Source organism: Faunimonas sp. B44, assembly GCF_052655945.1.
In genome coordinates, this window is record NZ_JBQYEX010000004.1 from 465,414 (window position 1) to 491,430 (window position 26,017).

A 26,017-nucleotide genomic window follows, 5' to 3' on the forward strand; every position below is an offset into this window, starting at 1 on the left:
CGAAAACGCCAAGCTCTGTCGCACCATTGCCAAGGAACACGGGCGCCGCTAGCAACGCGGCAAAGAAAGGGTGATCATGAATTCCATGTTCCGTCCTGCAGGGGCGGCGGCCGCCGCCGCGCTCCTCGCCGCAACGCTGCTTTCCGGCTGCATCGGGGAAACGTTCCATCGCGGTTATATCGTGTCGGAGACCGCGATCGAACAGGTCCCCGTCGGAGCGCCGCGCGAACAGGTCCTGGTCGCCCTCGGCACGCCCTCCACGACCGCGAACTTCAGCGGAGAGGTGTTCTACTACATCTCCCAGGTCACCGAGCGCCCGGTGGCGTTCATGAATCCCCGGGTCGTCGACCAGCGGGTCCTCGCCGTCTACTTCGACGAGAACCAGCAGGTGCGGCAGATCGCGAATTACGGCATGAAGGACGGCAGGGTCTTCGACTTCGTGACGCAGACGACGCCGACCTCCGGCCAGGATTTCTCCTTCATCGGCCAGCTTCTCTCCGGCGTCGGCCGCTTCAGTCCGATCTGATCGGGCGAAGGATGCCGCCCGCCCGGTGCGCGCAGCGCGCCGGGTTTCAGCCGGCGGCCGTCTCTGCCTCTTCGGGCGCTTCGCCCGCGCCGGCTTCCTTCCGCGCCCGCATCAGGTCGACGAAGCGCGCGAACAGGTAGTGGCTGTCGCGCGGCCCGGGCGAGGCCTCGGGGTGGTACTGCACCGAGAACACCGGCTTGTCTTTCAGGCGGATGCCGCAGTTCGAGCCGTCGAAGAGCGAGACGTGCGTCTCCTCCACCTCGGCGGGCAGGCTGTCGCGGTCGAGCGCGAAGCCGTGATTCATGGACGTGATCTCGACCTTGCCCGTGGTGAAGTCCTTCACCGGGTGGTTCGCGCCGTGATGGCCCTGTCCCATCTTCGTCGTGCGTCCGCCGAGCGCGAGGCCCAGCATCTGGTGGCCGAGGCAGATGCCGAAGGTCGGGACCCCGGCCTCGACCACCTCCCGGATCGCCGGCACCGCGTATTTCCCGGTCTCGGCCGGATCGCCCGGGCCGTTCGACAGGAACACGCCGTCCGGATTGTGGGCGAGGACCTCCTCCCCCGTGGCGCTCGCCGGCAGCACCGTGATCCGGCAGCCCTGGCTCGCAAGCAGCCGGAGGATGTTCCGCTTGATCCCGTAATCGACCGCGACGACGTGGAACTGCGCCGTGTCCCGCCGTCCGTAGCCGGAGCCGTCCTGCCAGGCGGTCTCGTCCCAGGTGAAGGTCTGGCCGGCGGTGACGTCCGGCACGAGGTCGAGGCCGGCCATCGAGCGGAGGCCGGCCGCCTCCCGCTTCAGCGCCTCGCGGTCGAAGTTCCCCTTCGGATCGTGCGCGATGACGGCGTTCGGCATGCCCCGGTCGCGGATGAGCGCGGTCAGCGCGCGCGTGTCGACGCCGGCGATCCCGACGATCCCGCGCGCCTTCAGCCATTGGTCGAAATGGCGGGTGGCACGCCAGTTGGACGGCTCGGTGATGTCGGCGCGCAGGATGCAGCCCCTCACCCCGGAGGCCTGCGCCATGTTCACCGTCTCGATGTCGTCCTCGTTGGTGCCGACATTGCCGACATGCGGAAAGGTGAAGGTGATGATCTGGCCGGCATAGGAGGGATCGGTGAGGATCTCCTCGTAGCCGGTCATGGCGGTGTTGAAGCAGACCTCGCCCGTCGCCGTGCCGATCAGTCCGACGCCGGTGCCTTCGACGATCGTGCCGTCGGCGAACACGATGAGGGCGGTCGAAACTGGCTCGCTCCAGGGGGCCGTGCTGGTCATGATGCCTCGTCGCGGACCGTCGCCGGCCGCGATGTTGCGGTCCGCCGGGCGATCCCTATATGATGTTTGCTTGTGCGCTGCAGCAGGCAGCGGCGGGAACGTAGTGACCGGCGCGGGACTCGTCAACGCAAGCAGATCGCTCGGCCGATCATACGCGGCCGGACTCTTTTCCACGGATTCATGACGACAAGGTGGCGCGGGCGGCAACGCCCGCCGGCCGATGCCACCACGGGGTATTCGATGCGCGAGACGTTCAACGACGCTCTGAAGACGGCCATGCGGGACCGCGACAAGACTCGCGTCGCGACCCTGAGGCTGATCACCGCAGCCATCAAGGACCGCGACATCGAGGCGCGCGGCAAGGGCCGCGACGGCGTCACCGACGAGGAGATCCTCGGCATCCTCGCCAAGATGATCCGGCAGCGCGAGGAATCCTCCCGCCTCTACGACGAGGCGGGCCGCCTCGACCTGGCCGATCGCGAGCGCGACGAAATGAAGGTGATCTGCAGCTTCCTGCCGAAGCAGATGGGCGAGGACGAGGTGAAGACCGTCTGCCGCAAGATCGTCGGCGAGGTGGGCGCTGCCGGCCTGCGCGACATGGGCCGCTGCATGGGCGTGCTGAAGGAGCGCTATCCCGGGCAGATGGACTTCGCCAAGGCGAGCGCCGTGGTCAAGGACATCCTGAAGTAGGCGCGGCGGCGGGACGCGGCCGCAGCCCGCGCTGTGGATTGCACGGCGATCCGCCGGCCGCGGCCGATGATGCCTTGACAGCGTCGCCGCGCCGGCCGGAATGACGGCCATGCGCTTTCCCCCGCATTTCCTGGACGCGATTCGCGAGCGCATCCCGATCGCCGAGGTGGTCGGGCGGCGCGTCGCCTGGGACAAGCGCAAGTCCAATCCCGGCCGGGGCGACTACTGGGCCTGCTGCCCATTCCACGGCGAGAAGACGCCCTCGTTCCACGCCGACAATCGCAAGGGGCGCTACCATTGCTTCGGGTGCGGCGCCTCGGGCGACCACTTCACGTTCCTGGTCGAGGCGGAGGGTCTGCGCTTCCCGGAGGCCGTCGCGCAGCTCGCGGAGCTGGCGGGACTGCCGATGCCGCCCCAGGATGCCGGCGCCGAGAAACGCGAGGAGGCGCGCGCGAGCCTCTTCGACGTGCTCGAGAAGGCGGCCCTCTTCTATCAGGCGGCCCTGCAGCAGAGGGAGGGCGGGCGGGCGCGCGCCTACCTCCGCGAGCGCGGCCTCGGCCCGGAGCTGCAGCAGCGCTTCCGGATCGGCTACGCGCCGGCCTCCCGCAGCGCGCTCAAGGAGCATCTCGCATCCGCCGGCATCGGCCAGGACCAGATGATCGAGGCCGGCCTCCTCGTCGCGGGCCCCGACATCCCCGTCTCGTTCGACCGCTTCCGCGACCGCGTGATGTTCCCGATCGCGGACCTGCGCGGCCGCGTGATCGCCTTCGGCGGGCGCGCGCTCTCCGCCGACGCGCAGGCGAAGTACCTCAACTCGCCGGAGACGCCGCTCTTCCACAAGGGCGAAGTCCTCTATAACGGGCAGGCCGCCCGCATCGCCTCGCGCCGGAGTGGCCAGGTGATCGCGGTCGAGGGCTATGTCGACGTGATCGCCTGCGTCTCGGCAGGGTTCGAGGCGGCCGTCGCTCCGCTCGGCACGGCGCTGACCGAGGACCAGTTGCGCCGCCTCTGGCAGATGGCGGAGGAGCCGGTTCTCTGCTTCGACGGCGACGGTGCCGGGCTGAAGGCGGCCTTCCGGGCGATCGACACGGCCCTGCCGCATCTCGGGCCCGGCCGCAGCCTGCGCTTCGCCCTGCTCCCCGACGGCCAGGACCCGGACGACCTGATACGGAGCGAGGGCGCGGCGGCGTTCCGCCAGGCGATCGACACGGCCCGCCCGCTCGTCGACATGCTCTGGGACCGCGCCGTCTACGGCCAGACCCTCGATACGCCGGAGCGCAGGGCCGGCGTCGAACGGGCCCTGAAGGACGCCGTCGCGAAGATCGGCGATTCCGACGTGCGCCGGCACTACGAGACGGCGGTCCGCGAGAAGGCGGCGGCCGCGTTCGGAAGCGTCAGGGCGCCGGCCTATCCCCGGATGGCCCGGGACGCGCGGAACGCCCGCACGGTCCGGCAGGCGCCGGAAGGTCCGTCCGCGAGCCTCCTGTCCCATCGGATGGTGAAGCGCGCCAACGGCCGCGCCGCCGGTCCGAACATCGGCGAGGCGGTCCTCATCGGCGGCCTGCTCTGCCATCCGGAGATCGCGGCCGACCGGCTCGAGACGCTCGCCCGCCAGCGCTTCGGCTCGCGCGCGCTCGATGCGCTTTCAGCCGCGCTTTCGGCGGCGCTCGGGGAAGCCCCCGACGCAGGCTTCGGGACGCTTCGCCAGCGCCTGGAGCTGGAAGGGCATGGCGCGGCGATCGCCGCGGTGCTCGAGAAGCTCAGGGAGAGCGGCCTGAACGCGGTGGGCCCGGCCGGAGACGCGGCCAGGGCCGCCCGGATATGGGATGACGCCGCGCACTTGCGGCAGCGCGCGGCCTCTCTATCTATCGAGCGGCAAGCAGCCGCAATGGCTCTCGCCCGCGAGACGAGCGACTTCCATCTGGAACGGCTGCGCGATATCCAGGAGCAGGACTTGCGCAATCTTCATCCGGACGGTCAAGACGACCCGGAGGAGTATGGGGTTCCCCATCCCTTCAAAAGGCCGTGAGGCGGGCCGGATGACGGATTGAACCGGTGATGACGGGCGCGCCGGCCTCGCCGCACACCGCGCCGGCGGCGTGGTTAATGCGCTCTTCAGGAGCGTCGCGCTACCGTCGTCGCGACGAACGACACATCAGACTCGGCCTGCGGCGGGCATCGCGGGCTCGGGAGACTCTTACGCATGGCAGCTAACGCACCGAACACCGCCGAGACCAAGGAGCAGGTCCAGGAGCCGCAGAGCCAGGACGGTCCCCTGCTCGACCTCTCCGACGCCGCCGTCAAGCGGATGATCAAGGAGGCCAAGAAGCGCGGCTACGTGACGGTCGACGAGCTGAATGCGGTGCTGCCGTCCGAGGAGGTCACCTCCGAGCAGATCGAGGACACCATGTCGATGCTCTCCGACATGGGCATCAATGTGGTGGAATCCGACGAGGCGGAGGAGGCGGAGCCGGAGGCCGCCGAGGAGGAAAGCGACGAGGAGGAGTCCCGCGACCTCGTCGAGGCCAGCAGCACCGCGCTCGCCAAGAAGACCAAGACGCGCGAGCCGACCGACCGCACGGACGACCCGGTGCGCATGTATCTGCGCGAGATGGGCTCCGTCGAGCTGCTCTCCCGCGAGGGCGAGATCGCCATCGCCAAGCGCATCGAGGCCGGACGCGAGGCGATGATCGCCGGCCTGTGCGAGAGCCCCCTCACCTTCCAGGCGATCATCATCTGGCGCGACGAGCTGAACAACGGCGACGTCCTGCTGCGCGACATCATCGACCTCGAGGCGACCTATTCCGGCCCCGACGCGGACCAGACCGCGGCGCCGGCGGAAGCCGAGGAGGCCGAGCCGCCGCCGCCGCCCGAGAACCCCGACGGCGACGACGACGACGAGTTCGAATCGAACGTCTCGCTCGCCGCGATGGAGGCCGAGATCAAGCCGAAGGTGGTGGAGACCTTCGACCGCATCGCCGACGCCTATCGCCGGCTCAGGAAGCTGCAGGACCAGATGGTCCAGGAGGCGCTGCAGAGCCGAACCCTCTCGCCGAACGAGGAGAAGCGCTACCGCAAGCTCCGCGAGGAGGTGATCGCGGACGTGAAGAGCCTCTCGCTCAACCAGAACCGCATCGATTCGCTCGTCGAGCAGCTCTACGACATCAACAAGCGCCTGATCTCCTACGAGGCCAAGCTGATGCGCCTCGGCGAGAGCTATGGCGTCGACCGCCAGGAATTCCTCGCCCATTACCGCGGCTGCGAGCTAGACCCGCAGTGGACGCGCCGCGTGGCGCGCCTCACCTCGCCCGGCTGGCGCGACTTCTGCAACGCCGAACGCGACCATATCCAGACGATCCGCTCCGACATCCACGAACTGGCCGCCGCCACCGGGCTCCAGATCAAGGAGTTCCGCGACATCGTGCTCAAGGTCCAGAAGGGCGAGCGCGAGGCGCGGCAGGCCAAGAAGGAGATGGTGGAGGCGAACCTCCGGCTCGTGATCTCGATCGCCAAGAAATACACGAACCGCGGCCTGCAGTTCCTGGACCTCATCCAGGAGGGCAACATCGGCCTGATGAAGGCGGTCGACAAGTTCGAGTACCGCCGCGGCTACAAGTTCTCGACCTACGCCACCTGGTGGATCCGGCAGGCGATCACGCGCTCGATCGCCGACCAGGCCCGCACCATCCGCATCCCGGTCCACATGATCGAGACGATCAACAAGATCGTGCGGACCTCGCGCCAGATGCTGCACGAGATCGGCCGCGAGCCGACGCCGGAGGAGCTTGCCGAAAAGCTCCAGATGCCGCTCGAGAAGGTCCGCAAGGTCCTGAAGATCGCCAAGGAGCCGATCAGCCTTGAGACGCCGATCGGCGACGAGGAGGACAGCCATCTCGGCGACTTCATCGAGGACAAGAACGCGATCCTGCCGATCGACGCCGCAATCCAGTCGAACCTCCGCGAGACGACGACGCGCGTGCTCGCCTCGCTGACCCCACGCGAGGAGCGCGTGCTGAGGATGCGCTTCGGCATCGGCATGAACACCGACCACACGCTCGAGGAGGTCGGCCAGCAATTCTCGGTGACGCGCGAGCGCATCCGCCAGATCGAGGCGAAGGCGCTCAGGAAGCTCAAGCATCCGAGCCGCTCGCGCAAGCTCCGCAGCTTCCTGGACAGCTGATGTCCTTCCTGAAGCGCCTGTTCGGCGGGGCGCCGCCCGCCCCGCCCGAGCCGAGGGTCGCGGCGGAGGAGACCTACAAGGGCTTCCACATCGCCGCTGCCCCGATCCCCGAGAACGGCCAGTTCCGCCTCGCCGCCACGATCAGCAAGGAGGTCGGCGGCGAGACGAAGGCGCACCACCTCATCCGCGCCGACGTCCTCATGACCGAGGAGGAGGCGGCCGACTTCGCCATCCGCAAGGCGAAGAAGATGATCGACGAGCTCGGCGAGCGCCTGTTCGGGGACTGAGTGCTGGACCCATGACAACGGGTGTCCTGCCTTAGGACGGCTGATCGCGTGATCCGAACCACCCGTATCCTTCCGCCCGCCGTCTGCCGGTGGGCGCGGATGATCGGACTGCGGATTGATGCCAGAGGATTGGCGATCACGCCGAAAGCCCTTCGAGAATCCTTAGCCAGATGCTCGCTTGGCCACCGATTATGGCCGTTCATACCCCATGCATGAAAGGCAGCGAAGCCCGCGCCGGTATCCGTCTCCTCTGTGGCAACGGCGAGTTGGCACAGTGGACTCATTAAGCAGGCAGCGGAACGTCATGCATACCGCTACAATCCTGGTTGCTCTGGTAACCTCACTGCAACTTTGGCGGGCTATACTGTTCCAATGAGATACCGAGGGCACAGCCGTGAAGAAATGGCTGATCACAATCGGGTTATTCTTGCTGTTCGCATGGTCAATCAGCGGCTCTGATGAGAACAGAAAGGCAACACCACGATCGGCGGCAACCGCTTGCGATGGCGGCCAGACTATCGGTGATGTAGTTGCGGTGTCGGGCGACTACGATGTCCGAAGCAGCCCCTCTGAGAACGCCGGAAGAATCAAGAACGTGAAAGCCTCGGAGGCTCTACGATCAACGGTGTATCACCGGATCGATAACTCAACGACGGTTCGGAGGCTGTGCGTCGACAGGGATTGGACCTTGGTGCAAATCGTTTCCCCTGAGTGGCTTACGCATGTGAGAGGATGGGTTCCAGATACAACCCTCCGCGAGATCGAACGTACAGCGTCAGGAGAGCGAGTCTACAAAGAGGAAGACTTCATCTGGGACGAGGATACATCTGCATTCAAGCCCCAAATCCTCCAGATCGTAAACCGCATTGTCAACGAACGGCCTGGCTGTACAACGATCGATACAGCCTCGGTAGCCAAGTCACCATCGCGGAGCGCGCCCGGAGACCCGGTGTTCTTCGTCACATGCGGAAACGTGGGCACCCAGATGTTTAACGTCTGGTTCAGACCAGGTGAGGCTGACGCTGTTGGCGGTAACGGTGGCCAGCAGATTCAGTCGAGAGAGCATGGCGAGTTGCAGGCCAGGATCAGAGTAACCGTTGTTGGCGGAAACCGTCCCACCATCAGAGGTGACACCAATCTGCCGGATGGCACGGAATTGCTCATCATGGTGAGCCGCGAGGATATAGAATACAGGGCGGAGGAGAAGGTGAATGTCGCTGGCGGTCACTTCGAGGCCGGACCGTTTTTGTGGACCGGCGACGACCTTCCGGGCGGCAATTATTCGGTCGAAGTGCTGATGCCTGCGCCTGCCGTCCAATCAGATAGTGTCCGTAAGGTTACCGGAGAGCAAGGCGAAAGGCTCACTGGGCCGCTGATCCAGAACACCGAGGCTGGTGCTGTGGTGCGCGGAGCGATGACCGTTAGCATCAACGGACCGCCTCCGCGACAACCGCGCCGGAAAGACCACACAGTCAATGCGTCCGATAAAGACGTCTACAATGCCTTTGCGCTGTGCAGGGCTTTCGACGCGATCGGGCTGTTAAGTAAGCCATGCGACGTGTCAGTCTGGGGATCTACAGTAGATTTATCCATCGATATGAGCACGGTGGAGGCGCTCCGGTTTTGTTCAAAGATTCCGACCATGACGCGAAAGGTCGGAGTCAACTTCAGTTCCGAGTGGTCGCTGCGAATTTATTCCCCTTATAGCAACGGCAACACGATTGCGATCTGCCGGCTGTGATCATGCTGGTGGGTGCGGGCGCCCACGCGATCTGTGCTGCCAAATCAGGCTGCAAACTGCGCAAGAGAAGAACACGGGAGCAGCGCAAATGGCCGCCCCAACTCATTGTGATGATGGTGGGTCCGGTAGGACTCGAACCTACAACCAGACGGTTATGAGCCGTCGGCTCTAACCATTGAGCTACGGACCCCCGTCCCGGTTAATCCGTTCGGCTGCGCAGGACAAGGTGGCGCGACGGCCTTGCGGGTGTCGCCGCCCGGCCCTTGCGCGGCTCCGAAAGCCGCCGCAATCGGGGTGCATCGCCGTGGAAGGTCCACGACCGGAGAAATCCCATGAAGCCTGTCGCACTGCCCGTCTTCGCCGCGTTCGCCCTCTCTCTGACCGCCCTCTCGCTCGCCGCCTGGCCGGCGGTCGCGCAGGACCGCGCCCCAGCCGAGCGCTTCGAGCGGCGGATCGTGGTCACCGGCACGGGCGAGGCGATCGCAAAGCCCGACATGGCGACGCTCGAGCTCGGCGTCGTCACCGAGGCCGAGACCGCCGCCGAGGCGCTCGCCGCCAACAATGCGGCGATGGCGAAGATCGTCGACGACCTCAAGGCGGGCGGCATCGAGCCGCGCGACCTGCAGACCGCCGGCCTCTTCATCGAGCCGCGCTACACCCAGCCGCGGCCGGAGGAGGCGCGGGCGCCGCAGATCGCCGGCTATGCGGTGCGCAACACGCTCCGGATCCGCATCCGCGACATCGCGAAGGTCGGCGAGACCCTCGACCGGGCCGTCCGCCTCGGCGCCAACACGCTGTCCGGCCCCGCCTTCACGCTCGCCGACCCGGACGCCATCGAGAAGGAGGCGCGCCGGAAGGCGGTGGAGGATGCGAGGGCGCGCGCCGAGCTCTATGCGAGCGCCGCCGGGGTCGCGCTCGGCGACGTCATCGCCATCGACGACCGCGCCACCGTCCGCCCCTTCGCCGCGCCCGCCGCCCGCATGATGAAGGCGGAAGCCTTCGATGCCGCGATGCCGGTCGAGGGCGGCGAGCTCACGACCACGGCCGAGGTCTCCATGACCTTCGCGATCGCGGACTGAGGCGAGCGAGCAGGAACGCCGGCTCAACTCGACGTGAGCGGGCGAACGAACCGCACGCTCGCGACTTCCTTCAGGGACGCGCCGGCGGGGGCCGGCGCGAATTCCCGTGCCTGAAGGAGAACCCGATGAAGCGAACCGCCGCACGCCTGCTCGTCCCGGTCATGCTGGCGGGCGCCGCCGTCCCGGCCGCCGCCGTCGAGCAGGACATCCGCTCGGAGAAGGTCGCCGCCCATGTCGGGACCTTCGCCGACGGGCTCGACCATCCCTGGGGCATCGCCGTGCTCCCCGACGGCAGCATGCTCGTCACCGAAAAGAAGGGCGACCTCCGCCTGGTGTCCGCCGACGGCGAGCTCTCCGATCCGATCGGCGGCGTCCCCGAGGTCGACGATCGCCGCCAGGGCGGCCTCCTCGACGTCGCGCTCGATCCCGATTTCGAGGAGAACAGGCTCGTCTACCTGAGCTACGCCGAACCGGGCGAGGGCGGCACGACGAGCACGGCCGTCGCGCGCGGCCGCCTCGCCGACGGCGCGGGCGAACTGTCCGACGTCGAGGTGATCTTCTCGCAGCAGCCCAAGGTCGCGAGCACGATGCATTACGGCTCGCGGCTCGTCTTCGACAATGAGGGCCGCCTCTACGTCACGCTCGGCGAGCGCTCCATGGAGGAGTTCCGCGGCCAGGCGCAGGACCTCGATTCCCATCTCGGCAAGGTCGTCCGCATCAACCGTGACGGCTCCGTCCCCGAGGACAACCCCTTCGTCGGCCGCGACGGCGCGCTCCCCGAGATCTGGTCCTACGGCCACCGCAACATCCAGGCGGCCGCGCTCCACCCCGAGAGCGGCGCGCTCTGGGAGATCGAGCACGGCCCGCGCGGCGGCGACGAGCTGAACATCCCGGAGGCCGGCAAGAACTACGGCTGGCCGGTCGTCTCGCACGGCGTGAACTATGACGGCAGGCCGGTCGGAACCGGCGAGAAGGCGGCCGAGGGCATGGAGGACCCGGTCCACACCTGGACCCCGGTCATCGCGCCGTCGGGCATGATCTTCTATTCGGGCAAGGCGTTTCCCGAGTGGGAGAACAACCTCTTCGTCGGCGGCCTCGCCTCCACCGCCCTGGTGCGGCTCGAGCTCGACGGCAGCGCCGTCAGTCACGAGGAGCGCCTCCTCACCGACCTCGGCAAGCGCATCCGCGACGTGGCGGAGGGGCCGGACGGCGAGATCTACGTGATCACCGACGACGCCGACGGCGAGATCCTGAGGATCGCGCCGATGGCCGACTGAATGGTCTTTTCGGATCCGCGGGGCGTCAGTCCCGCGGGTCGCTCTGGTCGCGTTCGGTCCAGCCGGTGGTCAGGATCGGATTGACCTGGCCGCCGCTCTCCCCCTCGCCGTTGATCCGGTTCAGCCAGTCCTTGGCCTGCTCGAGCGTGTAGGACTGGTCCTGCAGGTCGTCCTCCTCGAACCGGACGGTCACGTCGTTCGGATCGAGGAAGGTGTTGGTGGTGCCGGAGAAGGCGACGGCGTCCTCGCCGTCGAGCGTCTGGATCTGGTAGTCCGGCGCCGCCCCCTTTTTGGGTGCCGCGAGCCGCATGACCAGCCGGTCGACCGCCGCACCGAGGACCTGCGCCGCTTCGCCGAAGTTCCGCATCACGCCGGTCACGAAGCTCTCCGGATCTTCGATCGGGGCTTCCATGCCGGGCAAAGTGAGGTCGTCGAGCGCCATTTCGTTCTCCTTGGGGGTCGCCTGAGAGACGCGCACCAACCGGATTCCGTTCCGGCGCCCGCGTCAAGGGACGATGACGACCCGGGTCCTGGCCAAGCCGTTCCGCTTCACGAGGTTGAAGAAGGTGCGCGCGTGGTCCGGATGCAGGCGGACGCAGCCGTGCGATGCCGGCCGGCCGAGCTGCCGGATCGCATTCGTCCCGTGTATCGCGTAGCCGCCGCGGAAGAACACCGAGTGCGGCATCGGCCCGTCGTACTTCCGCGAATACCAATGGCGCTCGAGGCGGAACGGGCGGTAGCTCCCGGTCGGCGTGCGATAGCCCTTGGTGCCGGTCGAGACGCGCCAGAGGTGGGCGAGCTTGCCGTCGATGGTGACCGACATCCGCTGCTCGGAGATGTCTATCCTGGCCACGACGTTCGCCGCCTGGACCTCGGGCGATGCGAACAAGAGCAGGCCGACCGCCACGAGCCACGCGCCCCCGCGGAAGAGCCGGAACGCGCGATGACCGAGACGGGCGAACTCCAACGCGGCGCGCTTCATGGCAGTCCTCTTGCCGGGCCGGGAGCCGGCCACCGGATGATCTCGGCAAACCTAGCCGGCACCAGCCGGTGGTCCAGACACGTTTCCGTAAATTGGTCAACGGCTTGCGGGCCGCTCCTTCGCGCCTCCATGCAGATCGGCCGCCTTCTCGCCGCAAACGCCCTCGGAAATCGCGCCCGGGTCGCCGCGCTTGCCAGCAGCGCCTCGCTGGGATAGCCACGACAGCCGTAAACGGCACAATCGGAGGCGCGGCAATGGCCGTTCTGATCGTCGGCCTCATCCTCTTCCTCGGCGTCCATTCGGTTCAGATTGCTGCCGGTCCGTGGCGGGGGCGGATGATCGGACGCCTCGGCGAAGGCCCGTGGAAGGGCATCTATTCCCTCGTCGCGCTGATCGGCCTGGTGCTCGTCGTCTGGGGCTACGGGATCGCCCGGCAGGACCCGGTCGTGCTGTGGTCGCCGCCGGTCTGGACGCGCCACACGGCGCTCCTGCTGAACCTTTTCGCCTTTCTCCTTTTGGCCCTCTACCTCGTCCCGGGCGGCCGGCTGAAGGCGAAGCTGAAACATCCCATGATCCTGTCGGTGAAGGTCTGGGCCTTCGCCCACCTCATCGCCAACGGCACCCTTGCGGACCTCGTCCTCTTCGGATCGTTCCTGGCCTGGGCGATCGTCGATTATTCCAGTTCCCGCCGGCGCGACCGCGCGGCGGGCAGGATCTACGTCGCCGGGCCCGTCCGCAACGATGCCGTCGCCCTCGTCGTCGGCTTCGCCCTCTGGGCGGCGTTCCTGATGTTCCTCCACGAATGGCTGATCGGCGTGAGCCCGCTCGCCTGATCCCGGAGCCCCCAATGTCCACGCAGACCGATACCCGCCGGCTCACCGCAGTCGACATCGCCAAGCGGAAGGGCGGCGAGAAGATCGTCTCTCTCACCGCCTACCACGCCCACACCGCCGGCATCGTCGACCGCTACGTCGATTTCATCCTCGTCGGCGACAGCCTCGGCATGGTCATGCACGGGCTCGAGACGACGCTCCCCGTCACGCTCGAAATGATGATCCTGCAGGGCCGCGCCGTCATGCGCGGCTCGAGCCGCGCGCTCGTGGTGGTCGACATGCCGTTCGGCTCCTACGAGGAAGGGCCGGAGCAGGCCTTCCGCAACGCCGCGCACGTGCTGAAGAACACCGGCGCCGGCGCCATCAAGCTGGAGGGCGGCGTCCACATGGCGGGCACCGTCGCCTTCCTCGTCAGACGCGGCATCCCGGTCATGGGCCATGTCGGGCTCACACCGCAGTCGATCAACACGATGGGCGGCTTCCGCGTTCAGGGCCGCGGCGACGAAGGGCAGCGCATGCTGGAGGAGGACGCCCGCGCGATCTCCGATGCCGGCGCCTTCGCCATCGTGATGGAGGGCATCGTGGAGCCGGTGGCGAGGCGGATCACGGAAACCGTGAGCACGGTCACGATCGGCATCGGCGCGTCGCCCGCCTGCGACGGCCAGATCCTCGTGCTGGAGGACATGCTCGGCCTGAACGACTGGGTGCCGAAATTCGTGAAGAAGTTCGGGTCTCTGCGCGAGCACATCGAGGGTGCGGTGTCCGGCTTCGCCGACGAGGTGCGCGCCGGCACGTTCCCGGCGCAGGAGCACACCTACCAGCCGTCGGCCCCGAAGCCACCGGCCAAGGGCTGAGCCCCCGGCCGGCTTGCGCCTTGCGGCCGCCCAGTCAGCGCGGGCCGATGCCGCTGTCCTTCACGACGACGACCCGGTTCGGCAGCCCTGCTATGCCGAAGTCGTTGTCGTTGATGATCATGAGGTCGCCCTCGGCGGTCAGCGCCAGCCCTTCGATCTTGGCCGGGTAGCGGATCGCCGCATCCTCGAGCGAAGACGCGACGAGCATCTCCGTCTTTCGCACCGGCACGATGCCGGCGGTCTCGAGGTCGGCCTGCTCCAGGCTGGGGCTCGTGGCCGGGTCGTCCCATTCCGTCCCGAGGATGTTGGTGGCGCCTTCGACCGTGATCTCGAAGAGCTTCGCGATCTCGTCGGTCCGCTCGTCGATCAGGAAACGGCCGTTGTCGAGCGCCAGCATCTCGCTGATCCGCAGCGACGACGGGCGCTTCGCGTCCGTGGCACCGGCAGCGGCGAACTTCTGGAAATCGTCGAGCTGGTAGACGTATTCCGCCGTCACTTCGAGCGCGGCCGGGGACCCCTCGCCGATGGTCAGTTGCAGGAGGCGCGTATTGATGGCGTCGCCGTAGGCCTTCGCGTCCGGATTGGCGAGCGGGTTCTGCATCAGCGTGTAGAGCGTCCGGCCGTCGTCGCCGAGCGCGATCGATTCCAGGCCTCGGTTCGACTGGCGCTTGGCGAGGATCGCCGGGAGCGTGCCGACGACCTCGTAGTCGGCGCCCGCGAAATCCGGCTCGGTTCCGGCCGGAACGTGGCGGCGCGTGATCACGCCTTCGGCGGACACTTCGACGACGCTCGGCGCGTTCTCCTCGGCGATGAAGAACCGGCCGTCGGCGAGGCGCACCAGCGCCTCCGCGTCGATCGAATCGGGGTTCTGGGCGATCACCTTCCCGCTGCCGTCGCGAGGCACTTCGGTGCGCGCCACCGTGAGCGGGTTGGTCATGCCGACGATCGGCTTCCCGCTTGCCGTCTTCAGCGGGATCACGCCCGAGACGGTGAAGGTCTTCGCGTCCGGATCGAGCGTGATCTGGTAGATCGAGACGTTGTAGTCCGGCAGCGGATAGAGCCGGCCTGCGCCGGCCTTCACGCCGTCGGCCTCCGGACAGATCGCCTCGGCCTTGACCGCCAGGAGGTCCTCCGCTTCTTGGCAGGTGAAATTCGGTCCGCGGTCGGACACCGCGTGATAGACGTGCGGCGGATCATTGGCCGCGCGGAACAGGCCGGACCCGATGCCGACGTCGAGCCGGAGTTCCCTCGCGCCTTCGAGCGGCGGACGATAGCTCGGCAGCGTCAGCGCCGGCTGCTCGCCGGCGGGCGCGTAGACGGTGATCGATTCCGCGGATGCGGCGCCGGCGGCCAGGAAGGGCAGCACGGCGAGGGCAGCGAGACGGCGCATTCTATCCTCTCCCCCTGTTGAGGCGGGATGGCGATAGGACGAGCCGGTGACACCCTGATGAAGCTGGCGGCTTTCAGCGCAGCCGATCGATGAGCGCCATGGCCGCGGCAGGGTTTCGCGCCTTGAAGCCGTTGATGACGTAGAGGAAGACGTCGCGCGGCCCGGATCGGGTCGAAGTGGCGCCGACCGTCCCGACATCGTCAGGCGTGCCGCCGGCGGCCCAGATGCGCGCCCGCTCGGCCCAGCGGTCGAGCGCCTCGGCGGAATAGCCGGCCACCTCGCCCTCGCGCGTGCCCTGGATGCGGACATAGACGAAGGGCGCGGTCGCATCGGCGATCTGCGGATGCGCGCAATCGCCGGCGACGACGATGGCCACGCCGTGCTCGCGCGCGAGCGCGACGAAGTCCGGCGAGCGGAAGGACTCGTGCCGCACCTCGACCGCGTGCCGTACGGCCCGGCCCTCGACGCTCTTCGGCAGAAGGGCGAGAAAGGCTGCGAAAGCGTCGGGATCGAAGCTGCGCGTCGGCATGAACTGCCAGTTCACCGGGCCGAGCTTCTCCTTCAGCGCCATCACCCCCGACGCATAGAAGCGCTCGACCGCCTCGCCGGCTTCTGCGAGCTCGCGCCGGTTGACGACGAAGCGGGGACCCTTCAGCGCGAACACGAAGCCGTCCGGCGTCTCGTCGCGCCATTTCGCAAAGGTCTCCGGCGTCTGGCTCCGGTAGAACGTGCCGTTCACCTCGATCGAGGTGAGCTTCCGGCTGGCGTGGCCGAGCTCGCTCTTCGCGGGCAATCCCGCAGGATAGAAGGTTCCGCGCCAGGCGTCGTACGTCCAGCCGCCGATGCCGACCCGGATCGCGCCCGGTCCCGTGTCGCTCATCCCGCCCGCTCCCGCTCACGCGCCTTGCCGGCACCGCTCGTGCGCGCCTGGTGACGGCGGGCGGGTCTCATGGTCCGGCCCGTGCAGGTTTGCGGCCGGCCCCGCCCGCAGCCGGAGCGGACCGCCCGGCGACGCGACCGCCGGCGAGGCGGCGCAGACCGTCGGCCGCTTCGGCTCCCATCGCGGCCGTGAGTTCGGCCTGCACCCTGCCCCAGCCGGCCAGCGCGCCGGCCAGCGCGTCGCGCCCCTTGTCCGTAATCGTCGCGATCCTGGCGCGTGCGTCGCCCGGGTGCCGGCGCACGACAACGAGGCCCTTCTTCTCGGCGAGCGCGACGTTCCTGGTCATCGTGGTGCGGTCCGCCTCGATGAAGGCGGCAAGCGCGCCGATCGTCTGATCGCCCCTCAGCGAGAGCGTCGCGAGCAGCGTGAACTGCGTCGCCCTGAGGCCGTGCGCCCGAAGCTCGCGGTCGAAGGCGCGCGTGATCGCGCGCGCCGCCCGCCGGGAGGCGAGGCAGAGGCATTGCGCCGTCTCGATCAGATTCGGGGTTGCATCCATGCGAAGGATGTAGATACACCTATCCTATCCGTCAATGGAGCGGCGGCCGGGCCGCAGCGGATCCGCGACAGGGAGGATGACCCGATGACGATCACCGTTTCCGCTTTCCGGTGGGTGCCGGACTTCGCGAAGGGCCAGGTGCGCGACCTCAGGGTGCGCTGGGCGCTCGAGGAAGCGGGCCTCCCCTACCGCACGCGCCTGCTCGGCATGGGCGACCAGAACGAGGCCGCCTATCGCGCCCTGCAGCCGTTCGGCCAGGTGCCGGTCTTCGAGGAGGACGGCTTCGTCCTGTTCGAATCCGGCGCGATCGTGCTCCATATCGGCGAGCGCAGCGAGGCGCTGCTGCCGAGGGATCCGGCCGCTCGCGCCCGCGCGGTGCAATGGGTGATCGCCGCGCTCAACTCGGTCGAGCCCTTCGCGATCCAGGTCGCGCTGATCGAGGTCTTCTACGCCGACGAGGAATGGGCGAAGCTTCGCCGCCCCGGCGCGGTCGATTTCATGCGGGGCCGCCTCGCCGGGCTCTCCGCCGCGCTCGGCGACAAGCCCTTCCTCGACGGCGACCGGTTCACCGCGGGCGACCTGATGATGAGCGCGGTCCTGCGCGTGCTCGACTATACCGACTTGGTCGCGGAGCACGCCAACCTCGCCGCCTTCAAGGCGCGCTGCGAAGCGCGTCCCGCCTTCGGGCGCGCGCTCGAGGCGCAGCTCGCCGACTTCGACGATCGCGCGGCCGCCTGACGCGCCCCACCTTCCGCACGCCCAGCCCCAGAAACGGAGCGACCCCTTGTCCCTCGTGCTCTACGGCCACCCCTTCTCGTCCTACACCCAGAAGGCGACGGTCGCCCTCTACGAGAACGGCCTGCCGTTCGAGCTCCTCGTCGTCGCGCCCGACAATCCGGAGATCGCGGCGGAATGGGCCGCGCTCTGGCCCCTCAGGAAGTTCCCCGTCCTGGTGGATGGCGGCCGCACGGTGGCGGAATCGAGCATCATCATCGAGCACCTCCACCTGCACCATCCCGGCCCCGCCAGGCTGCTGCCCGACGACCCGGCCGAGGCGCTCGAGGTGCGCTTCCTGGACCGCTTCTTCGACAACCACGTGATGACCGCTATGCAGGGGCCGGTCCTCGAGGCGATCCGCCCGGACGGCGACCGCAAGGAGGAGGCGCTCGCCCGGGCCGCAGACCTGCTGGAGACCGCCTATGGCTGGCTTGAGCGGCACCTCGCCGGCCGCACCTGGGCCGCGGGCGACGCTTTCAGCATGGCCGACTGCGCCGCCGCGCCCGCGCTGTTCTACGCCGACTGGGTGCACGCGATCGGCCCGGCCTTCCCGGCCCTGTGCGCCTATCGCGCCCGCCTCCTCGCCCGCCCCTCCTTCGCCCGCGCCGTCGAGGAAGCCCGCCCCTACCGCCCCCTCTTCCCGCTCGGCGCCCCCGACCGCGACTGAGGACGGACGAGCGGCCGATCGCCCGTGGCGCCGACGGCCGATCGCGCGATGCTCCGGCACCCTCGCCCCACTCAGTGGACCCGGGGCGCTTCATCCGCTTTGCGGCCCGTGACAGTGTGAGGACCGCGCCGGGGAGCCGTGTGGGCGCGGCCGGCCCGGTGGAGGCGAACGCCCCTCTGAACGCACACCTTGCAGGCGAATCGCGCCGTTTCGGTGCATGCCGCTCCGCAAGGGGCGCTGAGCCGAACAGGAGGCCCGTGGTGAAGCATCGCATCTATTCGGTGAGCGTCGCGAGCGTTTACCCGCATTATGTCGCCAAGGCGGAGAAGAAGGGACGCACGAAGGCCGAGGTCGACGAGATCATGTGCTGGCTCACCGGCCACAGCGCGAGATCGCTGCACGACGCGCTGGAGAAGGGCACCAGTTTCGAGGACTTCTTCGCGCAGGCCCCGGCCATGAACCCGTCGCGATCGCTGATCACCGGAACGGTCTGCGGCGTCCGCGTCGAGGCGATCGAAGAGCCCACGATGCGGGAGATCCGCTATCTGGACAAGCTGGTGGACGAGCTCGCCAAGGGCAAGGCGATGGAGAAGATCCTGCGGCGCTAGGCGAGCCGTCCGGCCCGCGCCCGCGTTCGTCCGGCTGCGATATCGGCGCGAAGGCCGCGAGACGGGCAAGCCCGACGCCGGAAAGTGCCAGGTGGCAGTTTCTTCCAGCGGCGGCATGTCTCCCCGGCGCAGATAGGGCTCGTACTCGTCAACGCGTTCGCACCGGGGTGCGGGCTCGCCAGATACGGGCGATCTTGGGGGTGGTCGGCATGCTCCACTTCCTGCCTGCGGGAATAGATCTGGGGTCAGCGAAGACCCTGCCGGTCAACGAGGATCCGGTGGATCTCAATGCGCTCCGGCAGCTCGATCAGGAGTTCGGGATCGCGGTCGAGGTGATGGACCTTGGTCGGCTCGCCCTTGGTGAAGGCGGTCATCGCCTCCATGTCGGGCCAGTAGGAGATCGTGGTGAACCACGTCTCCTCCTCGCGGTCCTCGCGCAGCAACTGGACGCCGAGCGCAGTCTTCTCGAGCGGCGGAATACCCTCGGTGCGCAGATAGTGCTCGTAGGTTTCGGCAATGTCCCGGCGGGTGCGGCCGCGCCAGATGCGAGCGATGGAAGGCTTGGTCGGCATTTCTGAATCCCTCCTACAGGCGGGTAGCAACTCGAGCGGAGCGAACCCGGCGCCGCGCACGGTTCAGGGATGGATACGCGACAGGAAGGCGCGGACCAGCGGCAGCGCCTCATCGAGATGCGTTTCGAGCAGCCAGTGGCCAGCGCCGTCCAGCAGGTGGCGCCGCCAAGACATCCCCAACGTCCGCGGCGGCGATCAAGCCTTCAGTGTCATATCGGACCCTGAGGATCGGCGCATCAGGTATTGGGACGATCGTCACAGCAGACCCCCTCATTCAGGGTGCAGTTTCGTCTCCCGCACCACGGCTCCCGCGCTACAGCAAACGAAGGCTCCCGCACTAGACAAGGCTCGCGTGGCGGTACGGCTCGACCCCGAGCTGTTTCGCCCGCAGACAACTGTCCAGGGACGTGTGTTGACGACATAGCCTGGGAGCTATATATGACGTGGGCAGTCGAGTTCGACGATGAATTTGACGAGGAGTTCGAGGCCTTGCCTCAAGCGGTCCAAGACGAGCTGCTGGCCTCGGCCAAGCTGCTCGGCACCTTCGGTCCGCAGCTGGGTCGGCCACACGCGGACACCCTGAACGATTCGTCGTTCGCGAACATGAAGGAACTGCGGTTCGACGCTGCCGACGGCGTCTGGCGGGTGGCCTTTGCGTTCGACCCGACTCGCAAGGCCATCCTGCTGGTCGCCGGCGACAAGTCGGGCGTGAGCGAGAAGCGTTTCTACAAGACGCTGATCGCCAAGGCTGACAAGCGGTACCAGGGGCACCTCGACCGCGTCGCGGCGGCGAAGAAGGAGAAGAAGTGATGGGACGCAGGCTTGATGACGTGATCGCCGCGCTCCCCGAGGACCGTCGGGAGCGTGTCGAGGCGCGTTTCGAAGAGATGAAGGCGGAGGTGGAGAGCCTCGGCGAACTGCGCCGCGTCGCCGGTAAGGCGCAGGCTGAGATCGCCTTGACCCTGAAGATCAAGCAGCCCTCGGTCTCGAAGATCGAGAAGCAGGCCGACATGTACCTGTCCACACTTAAGAGCTACGTCGAGGCTGTCGGTGGTCAGCTGGAACTGATCGTACGTCTGCCCTCGCGTGCGCCCCTGAGGTTAGAGCGCCTGGGGGATGTGCTTGGACCGAAGCCGGTCTCGCCGAAGCGGACGCGCGCCATAGCGGGACGCGCACGGGCAAAGTCAGCACGAGCCGGCTGACGCCCGTTATTTCGGCCGGAGACTAACGGATGGACGGTGTGGATGCGACCACACCCGGAACTGAGTATGAGCAAAGTCCCTCGTCAAACAGAAGCCTGACCTCCCGGCTGGCACTCTCCCGGACGTCACGCCGCTCTCCTCCCCCATTCTCGCGCAGCTCACCGCTGCCTTGGGTGTGCCGCGGGACGTGCTCGCGGAGGACGACCAGATCGAGCACGCCTTGAGCCAGCTGCCTCGGCTCATCAAGAAGATACCGCCACACTCACGCGACGAGCGGATCGTAAAGATGTGCGTCGCAGTGGCGAGCGGGCTCTTCAACGCCGCCATCAACTACGTGTGGAACGCGGCCGTAGTGGAGCTGCGGGACAAGGTGCGGCGGTTCGGCATCAACGTCGTGCCGCAGGTGCTCGACGACAAGTCGCTCGACGAGGAAACGCTCCTCGACCTGAAAGACGCCGAGCTGCTCGACCTCTGTCGCAAGCTGAACCTGATCGGTGACGACGACTTCTTCTTCCTCGACCAGTGCCGTGCGACGCGCAACAGCTTCTCCGTCGCTCACCCGGCCGCCACCGATAGCCCGCGATAGCAACCGGCTGAAAAGCTGTTTCAGTGCAATGTCTAGCTGCGGATTTCGCGATGGTGCCGCAAACGTCCTCGGACCCTAGCGAATCATTCCCACTCGATCGTGCCGGGCGGCTTGGACGTCACGTCGTAGACGACGCGGTTGACGCCCTTCACCTCGTTGATGATGCGGGTGGCGGCGCGGCCGAGGAACTCCATGTCGAAATGGAAGAAGTCGGCGGTCATGCCGTCGACCGAGGTGACCGCGCGCAGCGCCAGCACGTGGTCGTAGGTGCGGCTGTCGCCCATCACGCCGACCGTCTGCACCGGCAGGAGCACGGCGAAGGCCTGCCAGATGGCGTCGTAGAGCCCGGCCTTGCGGATCTCGTCGAGATAGATCGCGTCGGCCTTCCGCAGCACGTCGAGCTTCTCGCGCGTGACGGCGCCCGGGCAGCGGATGGCAAGCCCCGGCCCGGGGAAGGGATGGCGGCCGACGAAGGCCTCCGGCAGGCCGAGCTCGCGCCCGAGCGCGCGAACCTCGTCCTTGAAGAGCATGCGCAGCGGCTCCACCAGCGCCATGTTCATGCGCTCCGGCAGGCCGCCGACATTGTGGTGCGACTTGATGGTGACGGAGGGGCCGCCGGTGAAGGAGACGCTCTCGATAACGTCCGGGTAGAGCGTGCCCTGCGCGAGGAATGCCGCGCCGCCGACCTTCTCCGCCTCCGCCTCGAAGGTCTCCACGAAGAGCCGGCCGATCGTCTTCCGCTTCGTCTCCGGGTCCGAGACGCCCTCGAGCGCGGAGAGGAACGTGTCGGCCGCGTCGACATGGACGAGCGGGATGTTGTAGTGCCCGCGGAAGAGCGCAACGACCTCGCGCGCCTCGTCCTGCCGCATCAGCCCGTGATCGACGAAGATGCAGGTGAGCTGCTCGCCGACCGCCTCGTGGATGAGCACGGCGGCCACGGCCGAATCGACGCCGCCGGAGAGGCCGCAGATCACCCGGCCCTCGCCGACCTGCTCGCGGATGCGGGCGATCGCCTCGTCCTTGAACTGCGCCATGGTCCAGTCGCCGGCGAGCCCGGCGATCCGGTGCACGAAGTTCGAGATGAGCCTCGCGCCGTCCGGCGTGTGCACGACCTCGAGATGGAACTGCACGCCGTAGATGCGCCGCGCCTCGTCGGCGATGGCGGCGAAGGGCGAGCCCTCGGTCACGGCGATCGGCCGGAACCCCTCCGGGATCGCGGTCACCTTGTCGCCGTGGCTCATCCAGACCTGGTGGCGGGTGCCCTTCTCCCAGACGCCCGCGAAGAGCGGGCTGTCGGCGACGACCTCCACGAAGGCGCGGCCGAACTCGCGCTCCTCCGCCGGCACGACGGTGCCGCCGAGGCGCGCGCAGATCGCCTGCTCGCCGTAGCATATGCCGAGCACGGGGACGCCGGCCTCCAGCAACTCCGGCGCGACCTGCGGGCTCTCCGCGCCGTGCACGCTCGCCGGCCCGCCGGACAGGATGACGGCCCGGGGCGCGAGGCGGCGAAGCGCGTCGGCTGCGTTCTGGAAGGGTACCACTTCGGAATAGACGCCGGCCTCGCGCACGCGGCGCGCGATGAGCTGCGTCACCTGGCTGCCGAAGTCTACGATGAGGACGGTGTCGTGGGCGGCGCTGAGGGGCTCGGTCATGGCGCGGTGTTAGGCAAAGCCCGGACGTTCCGCAACGCCCGTTCGGAGTAGCCGCGGCAGGTTCCCCGTCAGGGGCATCGTTACCGATCCGTTACCGCCCCGCCGCCGCCATGCATACTCTGCGCGCATAGCTGCACTGCATGGGTGAATGTTGCGGCGCACCATCGCTGGTATTATTTCCACCACGACAGCGATGGAGGTCTCAAATGTCTGCTGCGTCTCACACTCTCTCCCACGCCCAGTCGGGTGGCGGTCTTCGCGATTTCGGCCGCCGGATCGTCGAATGGGCCGAGCTCTTCTCCGCCAGCGTCTCGGTCGCGAGCGCCTGGGAAAGCCGCCGCCGCGCGCCGGCCGCGGATCTGAAGCTGATCGGCATCGACCCGACGGTCGAGGACCGCATCCTCGGCGTCAGCGCCCGCTGATCGGGGATACATACCGGCCGGACATCTTCCGACCGGATCGAGCATGCCGCCGATCTTCGGCGGCATTGCTGTTTCCGGGCCTGCCCGAGAGACGGACGCGGGACCTCGAAATGCGCTGTCGGAGCCCGTGACGGCGACAGCCGTCAGTCGAGGCCGAGCCTCTCCTTCAGGAGTGCGTTCACCGCCTGCGGGTTGGCCTTGCCCTGGCTCGCCTTCATGACCTGACCGACGAACCAGCCGATCATGGTCGGCTTCGCGCGCGCCTGCTCCGCCTTGTCCGGATTGGCGGCGATCACCTCGTCGACCAGCTTCTCGATCGCGCCGGTGTCGGTGACCTGACGAAGGCCCCGGTCCTCCACGATCCGGCGCGGCTCGCCGCCTTCAAGGAGCAGGATCTCGAACACGTCCTTGGCGATCTTGCCCGAGATCGTACCCTCGGCGATGAGGTCGAGCAGTTCGCCGAGCTGATGCGCCGAGACCGGCGTCGCCTCGATCGTGTGGCCGGTGCGGTTCAGCGCACCGAGGAGCTCGTTGATGACCCAGTTCGCCGCCTGCTTGCCGTCGCGGCCCCGCGCCACCGCCTCGAAATAGTTGGCGACCTCGCGCTCCGAGACGAGCACGTCGGCGTCGTAGGCGGACAGCCCGTATTCGCGCTGGAACCGCGCGCGCTTGTCGTCGGGGAGCTCCGGCAGCCCCGCCGCGATCTCGTCGACATAGGCGTCGTCGAAGGTGATCGGCAGGAGATCCGGGTCCGGGAAGTAGCGGTAGTCGTGCGCCTCCTCCTTGGAGCGCATGGAGCGCGTCTCGCCGCGGCCGGGATCGAAGAGCCGCGTCTCCTGGGCGACCGTTCCGCCGTCCTCGATGATGCCGATCTGCCGCCGCGCCTCGTATTCGATCGCCTGGCCGGCGAAGCGGATCGAGTTCACGTTCTTGATCTCGCAGCGCGTGCCGAACGGTTCGCCCGGCCGGCGCACCGAGACGTTGATGTCGGCCCGGAGATTGCCCTTCTCCATGTCGGCGTCCGACGTGCCGAGATAGCGCAGGATGGTGCGGAGCTTGGTGATGTAGGCCTTCGCCTCCTCGGCGGAGCGCATGTCGGGCTTGGACACGATCTCCATCAGCGCGACGCCGGAGCGGTTGAGGTCGACGAAGCTCATCGTCGGGTGCTGGTCGTGCAGCGACTTGCCCGCGTCCTGCTCGAGATGGAGCCGCTCGATCCCGACGCGGATCTCCTCGAACGCGCCGGCCTTGTCCGGCCCGACCTCGACCACGACGGTGCCCTCGCCGACGATCGGCTGGTCGTACTGGGAGATCTGGTAGCCCTGCGGCAGGTCCGGATAGAAGTAGTTCTTGCGGGCGAACACCGAGCGATTGTTGATCCGCGCCTTGAGCGCGAGCCCGGTGCGGATGGCCTGGCGGATGCACTCCTCGTTGACGACCGGCAGCATGCCCGGCATCGCGGCATCGACGAGGCTCACATGGTCGTTCGGCTCGCCGCCGAAGGCGGTCGAGGCGCCCGAGAAGAGTTTGGCGTTGGAGGCGACCTGCGCATGCACCTCCAGCCCGATCACGATCTCCCAGTCCCCGGTCGCGCCCGGGATCAGGTTCTTCGGATCGGTCTCGCGCGTCTCCTGAAGGGCCATGGCGGTTGGCGGCTCCTGTCTTTCCCGGCCGAACGGCTGTGGCCCCTGCGATAGACTGCGCCGCCAGGCTCATCAAGTGCGCGCGGGTCCCCTTCCGCTTAACCATTCCGGGTCGGAATCCGCCGGCCGGAGCGAAGCCGCGTTAACAAGGACAATTGTAACGATCGGAGGCTGCGGCATGGTCGACATGGCAAGCGGGGAGCGCGGCCGGAGCCGGCTCGCGCGCGATCTGGCGACGCTCCGCCGGATGCTCCGCGACCGCGGGCTCCGGGCATCGCTCGACCACGTCTGGACCACCGCCCTCATCCGCGCGCATGCCGTCCTTGTCGACCGGCGGCGGCTCGCCTGGGAGGCCGTGCCGAGCGCAGGCTACCGCCCCGTCGCCAGGGAGGAGGTGGTCGGCCCCAATGCCGGCCACGGCTTCGACTACGCGCCGACGCCCTGCCTCGTCATCGACTGGATCCTCGACGCCCTGCCGCTCGATCCCCGCTCCGTCACGCTGGTGGACATGGGCTCGGGCCGCGGGCGGGTCGTGCTCGCCGCGGCCATGCGGCCCTTCGCGCGCTGCGTCGGCGTCGAGCATTCGGCTGCGCTCCACGCCGACGCGCTCGCCAACCGCGCCGCCTTTCCGGCGGACCTGCAACGCTGCAGGCGGATCCAGTTCGTGAACGGCGATGCAGCGGACGTGGAGATTCCCGCCGGGCGGACGGTGTTCTTCTTCTTCAACCCGTTCGACGACGAGCTGCTCGGCCGCGTCCTGTCGCGGATCGCCCGCGCCGAAGGCGCCGAAACGCTGTGCGTGTTCGGCGCCGTGAAGGGCGCGGACCGCCTAGCGCGCGCCTACGGCTTCACGGAAGTGAGGCTGCCGCCTTCGACGCGCATCCGGCTCGCGCTCTTCAGCCCGATGCGCGTCGTCGCCTATCGCGGCCCGTCGCGGAGCGGCCTCAGATCCGGCAGCAATATTCCGGCGGCGGCGGAACGTCGCCCGGCATGAGCATGCGCCCGGTCACGCAATAATAGTAGTTCGTGCGCGCCGGCGCGGTCGGCGACCCGTCCTTGTTGAAGAACCGCACCCGCTCCAGCGGTTCGGCGCACACGGCGGCGACCGGCGCGGCCGGCTTGTAGACGACCTTCGGTGCCGGCGCGTAGGTGAGGTCGGCGGCACGGGCGAAGCCCGCCGCCGCGAGCATGGCCGTCACGGCGAGTGCCGAGAGCATGACCGCCGCCACGGCCTGTCTGGTGAGAGCGGAATGGCTTCTGCGCATCCGGAAATCCCCGCGTCGCTTGCTTTCCGCCGATTGAAACGCGGACGCCGGAAGCAAAGCCTTTATGTAAAAGGCGGC

General features: G+C 68.0%; 28 protein-coding genes and 1 tRNA gene. 18 read left to right on the plus strand and 11 right to left on the minus strand.

Annotated features, from left to right (window positions below):
• Positions 1-76 precede the first annotated feature (76 nt).
• On the plus strand, positions 77-526 hold the full coding sequence (locus tag ACUN0C_RS11185; RefSeq protein ID WP_445466432.1) for an outer membrane protein assembly factor BamE: 450 nt from the start codon (positions 77-79) through the stop codon (positions 524-526).
• 46 nt (positions 527-572) lie between these two features.
• Here the strand turns inward: ACUN0C_RS11185 and carA are convergent, their stop codons facing one another.
• Complete coding sequence (carA, locus tag ACUN0C_RS11190) at positions 573-1,796, minus strand: glutamine-hydrolyzing carbamoyl-phosphate synthase small subunit (RefSeq protein WP_445466433.1); 1,224 nt, start codon at positions 1,794-1,796, stop codon at positions 573-575.
• 240 nt (positions 1,797-2,036) lie between these two features.
• On the opposite strand from carA, the gene ACUN0C_RS11195 reads away from it, so the two are divergent.
• From ACUN0C_RS11195 to ACUN0C_RS11215, 5 genes are all read left to right on the plus strand, one after another.
• The gene (locus ACUN0C_RS11195) at positions 2,037-2,486 is read left to right on the plus strand and encodes a GatB/YqeY domain-containing protein (protein ID WP_445466434.1); all 450 of its coding nucleotides are present in this window, start codon (positions 2,037-2,039) and stop codon (positions 2,484-2,486) included.
• A gap of 109 nt (positions 2,487-2,595) precedes the next feature.
• Positions 2,596-4,515: a DNA primase gene (gene dnaG, locus ACUN0C_RS11200; protein WP_445466435.1), complete on the plus strand. Its 1,920-nt coding sequence runs from the start codon at positions 2,596-2,598 to the stop codon at positions 4,513-4,515.
• Between the two features lie 174 nt (positions 4,516-4,689).
• The gene (rpoD, locus tag ACUN0C_RS11205; RefSeq protein ID WP_445466436.1) at positions 4,690-6,666 is read left to right on the plus strand and encodes an RNA polymerase sigma factor RpoD; all 1,977 of its coding nucleotides are present in this window, start codon (positions 4,690-4,692) and stop codon (positions 6,664-6,666) included.
• The gene (locus tag ACUN0C_RS11210) at positions 6,666-6,953 is read left to right on the plus strand and encodes an HlyU family transcriptional regulator (protein ID WP_445466437.1); all 288 of its coding nucleotides are present in this window, start codon (positions 6,666-6,668) and stop codon (positions 6,951-6,953) included. The genes rpoD and ACUN0C_RS11210 overlap by 1 nt, the downstream gene beginning before the upstream one ends.
• A 394-nt stretch (positions 6,954-7,347) precedes the next feature.
• Positions 7,348-8,694 carry a hypothetical protein gene (locus ACUN0C_RS11215; RefSeq protein WP_445466438.1) on the plus strand — a complete coding sequence of 449 codons (1,347 nt, stop codon included), beginning with the start codon at positions 7,348-7,350 and terminating at the stop codon, positions 8,692-8,694.
• 114 nt (positions 8,695-8,808) lie between these two features.
• Here ACUN0C_RS11215 and ACUN0C_RS11220 read toward each other — a convergent pair.
• Positions 8,809-8,884: transfer RNA gene (locus ACUN0C_RS11220), tRNA-Ile, on the minus strand.
• A 142-nt stretch (positions 8,885-9,026) separates the two neighbouring features.
• Between ACUN0C_RS11220 and ACUN0C_RS11225 the strand changes: the two genes are divergently transcribed.
• Positions 9,027-9,773, plus strand: a complete 747-nt coding sequence (locus ACUN0C_RS11225) for an SIMPL domain-containing protein (protein WP_445466439.1) — start codon at positions 9,027-9,029, stop codon at positions 9,771-9,773.
• A 125-nt stretch (positions 9,774-9,898) separates the two neighbouring features.
• On the plus strand, positions 9,899-11,050 hold the full coding sequence (locus ACUN0C_RS11230; protein WP_445466440.1) for a PQQ-dependent sugar dehydrogenase: 1,152 nt from the start codon (positions 9,899-9,901) through the stop codon (positions 11,048-11,050).
• 25 nt (positions 11,051-11,075) lie between these two features.
• Here the strand turns inward: ACUN0C_RS11230 and ACUN0C_RS11235 are convergent, their stop codons facing one another.
• On the minus strand, positions 11,076-11,492 hold the full coding sequence (locus tag ACUN0C_RS11235) for a hypothetical protein (RefSeq protein ID WP_445466441.1): 417 nt from the start codon (positions 11,490-11,492) through the stop codon (positions 11,076-11,078).
• Between the two features lie 63 nt (positions 11,493-11,555).
• Positions 11,556-12,032 (minus strand): L,D-transpeptidase, encoded by a 477-nt coding sequence (locus ACUN0C_RS11240; protein ID WP_445466442.1) that lies wholly within the window; start codon positions 12,030-12,032, stop codon positions 11,556-11,558.
• A gap of 254 nt (positions 12,033-12,286) precedes the next feature.
• Between ACUN0C_RS11240 and ACUN0C_RS11245 the strand changes: the two genes are divergently transcribed.
• Complete coding sequence (locus ACUN0C_RS11245) at positions 12,287-12,865, plus strand: NnrU family protein (protein WP_445466443.1); 579 nt, start codon at positions 12,287-12,289, stop codon at positions 12,863-12,865.
• A 14-nt stretch (positions 12,866-12,879) separates the two neighbouring features.
• Positions 12,880-13,719: a 3-methyl-2-oxobutanoate hydroxymethyltransferase gene (gene panB / locus ACUN0C_RS11250; protein ID WP_445466444.1), complete on the plus strand. Its 840-nt coding sequence runs from the start codon at positions 12,880-12,882 to the stop codon at positions 13,717-13,719.
• A 34-nt stretch (positions 13,720-13,753) separates the two neighbouring features.
• Here the strand turns inward: panB and ACUN0C_RS11255 are convergent, their stop codons facing one another.
• From ACUN0C_RS11255 to ACUN0C_RS11265, 3 genes are all read right to left on the minus strand, one after another.
• Positions 13,754-15,109 carry an esterase-like activity of phytase family protein gene (locus ACUN0C_RS11255; RefSeq protein ID WP_445466445.1) on the minus strand — a complete coding sequence of 452 codons (1,356 nt, stop codon included), beginning with the start codon at positions 15,107-15,109 and terminating at the stop codon, positions 13,754-13,756.
• A gap of 73 nt (positions 15,110-15,182) precedes the next feature.
• Complete coding sequence (locus ACUN0C_RS11260; RefSeq protein ID WP_445466446.1) at positions 15,183-15,989, minus strand: DUF72 domain-containing protein; 807 nt, start codon at positions 15,987-15,989, stop codon at positions 15,183-15,185.
• A 67-nt stretch (positions 15,990-16,056) separates the two neighbouring features.
• Entirely contained in the window at positions 16,057-16,545 is a 489-nt protein-coding gene (locus ACUN0C_RS11265) for a MarR family winged helix-turn-helix transcriptional regulator (protein WP_445466447.1), read from the minus strand.
• A gap of 84 nt (positions 16,546-16,629) precedes the next feature.
• Between ACUN0C_RS11265 and ACUN0C_RS11270 the strand changes: the two genes are divergently transcribed.
• The 3 genes from ACUN0C_RS11270 (at position 16,630) to ACUN0C_RS11280 (ending at position 18,597) form a co-directional block, all read left to right on the plus strand.
• Positions 16,630-17,283: a glutathione S-transferase family protein gene (locus tag ACUN0C_RS11270; RefSeq protein ID WP_445466448.1), complete on the plus strand. Its 654-nt coding sequence runs from the start codon at positions 16,630-16,632 to the stop codon at positions 17,281-17,283.
• 46 nt (positions 17,284-17,329) lie between these two features.
• Complete coding sequence (locus ACUN0C_RS11275; RefSeq protein WP_445466449.1) at positions 17,330-17,989, plus strand: glutathione S-transferase family protein; 660 nt, start codon at positions 17,330-17,332, stop codon at positions 17,987-17,989.
• A 257-nt stretch (positions 17,990-18,246) separates the two neighbouring features.
• The gene (locus tag ACUN0C_RS11280; protein ID WP_445466450.1) at positions 18,247-18,597 is read left to right on the plus strand and encodes a DUF2200 domain-containing protein; all 351 of its coding nucleotides are present in this window, start codon (positions 18,247-18,249) and stop codon (positions 18,595-18,597) included.
• Between the two features lie 245 nt (positions 18,598-18,842).
• Here the strand turns inward: ACUN0C_RS11280 and ACUN0C_RS11285 are convergent, their stop codons facing one another.
• Complete coding sequence (locus ACUN0C_RS11285; RefSeq protein ID WP_445466451.1) at positions 18,843-19,169, minus strand: antibiotic biosynthesis monooxygenase family protein; 327 nt, start codon at positions 19,167-19,169, stop codon at positions 18,843-18,845.
• 438 nt (positions 19,170-19,607) lie between these two features.
• On the opposite strand from ACUN0C_RS11285, the gene ACUN0C_RS11290 reads away from it, so the two are divergent.
• From ACUN0C_RS11290 to ACUN0C_RS11300, 3 genes are all read left to right on the plus strand, one after another.
• Positions 19,608-19,979, plus strand: coding sequence for a type II toxin-antitoxin system RelE/ParE family toxin (locus ACUN0C_RS11290; protein WP_445466452.1), 372 nt, complete (start codon positions 19,608-19,610; stop codon positions 19,977-19,979).
• Positions 19,979-20,371, plus strand: a complete 393-nt coding sequence (locus ACUN0C_RS11295) for an XRE family transcriptional regulator (protein WP_445466453.1) — start codon at positions 19,979-19,981, stop codon at positions 20,369-20,371. Before ACUN0C_RS11290 ends, ACUN0C_RS11295 begins: the two co-directional genes overlap by 1 nt.
• Before the next feature lie 169 nt (positions 20,372-20,540).
• Positions 20,541-20,957 carry a hypothetical protein gene (locus ACUN0C_RS11300; protein ID WP_445466454.1) on the plus strand — a complete coding sequence of 139 codons (417 nt, stop codon included), beginning with the start codon at positions 20,541-20,543 and terminating at the stop codon, positions 20,955-20,957.
• Positions 20,958-21,040: 83 nt separating this feature from the next.
• On the opposite strand, the gene guaA is transcribed toward ACUN0C_RS11300, so the two are convergent.
• Complete coding sequence (gene guaA / locus ACUN0C_RS11305; RefSeq protein ID WP_445466455.1) at positions 21,041-22,609, minus strand: glutamine-hydrolyzing GMP synthase; 1,569 nt, start codon at positions 22,607-22,609, stop codon at positions 21,041-21,043.
• Positions 22,610-22,815: 206 nt separating this feature from the next.
• On the opposite strand from guaA, the gene ACUN0C_RS11310 reads away from it, so the two are divergent.
• Entirely contained in the window at positions 22,816-23,031 is a 216-nt protein-coding gene (locus ACUN0C_RS11310) for a hypothetical protein (protein WP_445466456.1), read from the plus strand.
• A gap of 143 nt (positions 23,032-23,174) precedes the next feature.
• Here ACUN0C_RS11310 and gatB read toward each other — a convergent pair whose 3' ends face one another.
• Entirely contained in the window at positions 23,175-24,674 is a 1,500-nt protein-coding gene (gatB, locus tag ACUN0C_RS11315; protein ID WP_445466457.1) for an Asp-tRNA(Asn)/Glu-tRNA(Gln) amidotransferase subunit GatB, read from the minus strand.
• Between the two features lie 178 nt (positions 24,675-24,852).
• On the opposite strand from gatB, the gene ACUN0C_RS11320 reads away from it, so the two are divergent.
• A complete protein-coding gene (locus ACUN0C_RS11320) occupies positions 24,853-25,668 on the plus strand; it encodes a class I SAM-dependent methyltransferase (RefSeq protein ID WP_445466458.1) in 816 nt (271 codons plus the stop codon).
• Here ACUN0C_RS11320 and ACUN0C_RS11325 read toward each other — a convergent pair.
• A complete protein-coding gene (locus ACUN0C_RS11325; protein WP_445466459.1) occupies positions 25,619-25,939 on the minus strand; it encodes a hypothetical protein in 321 nt (106 codons plus the stop codon). The genes ACUN0C_RS11320 and ACUN0C_RS11325 overlap by 50 nt on opposite strands.
• Positions 25,940-26,017: the final 78 nt, after the last annotated feature.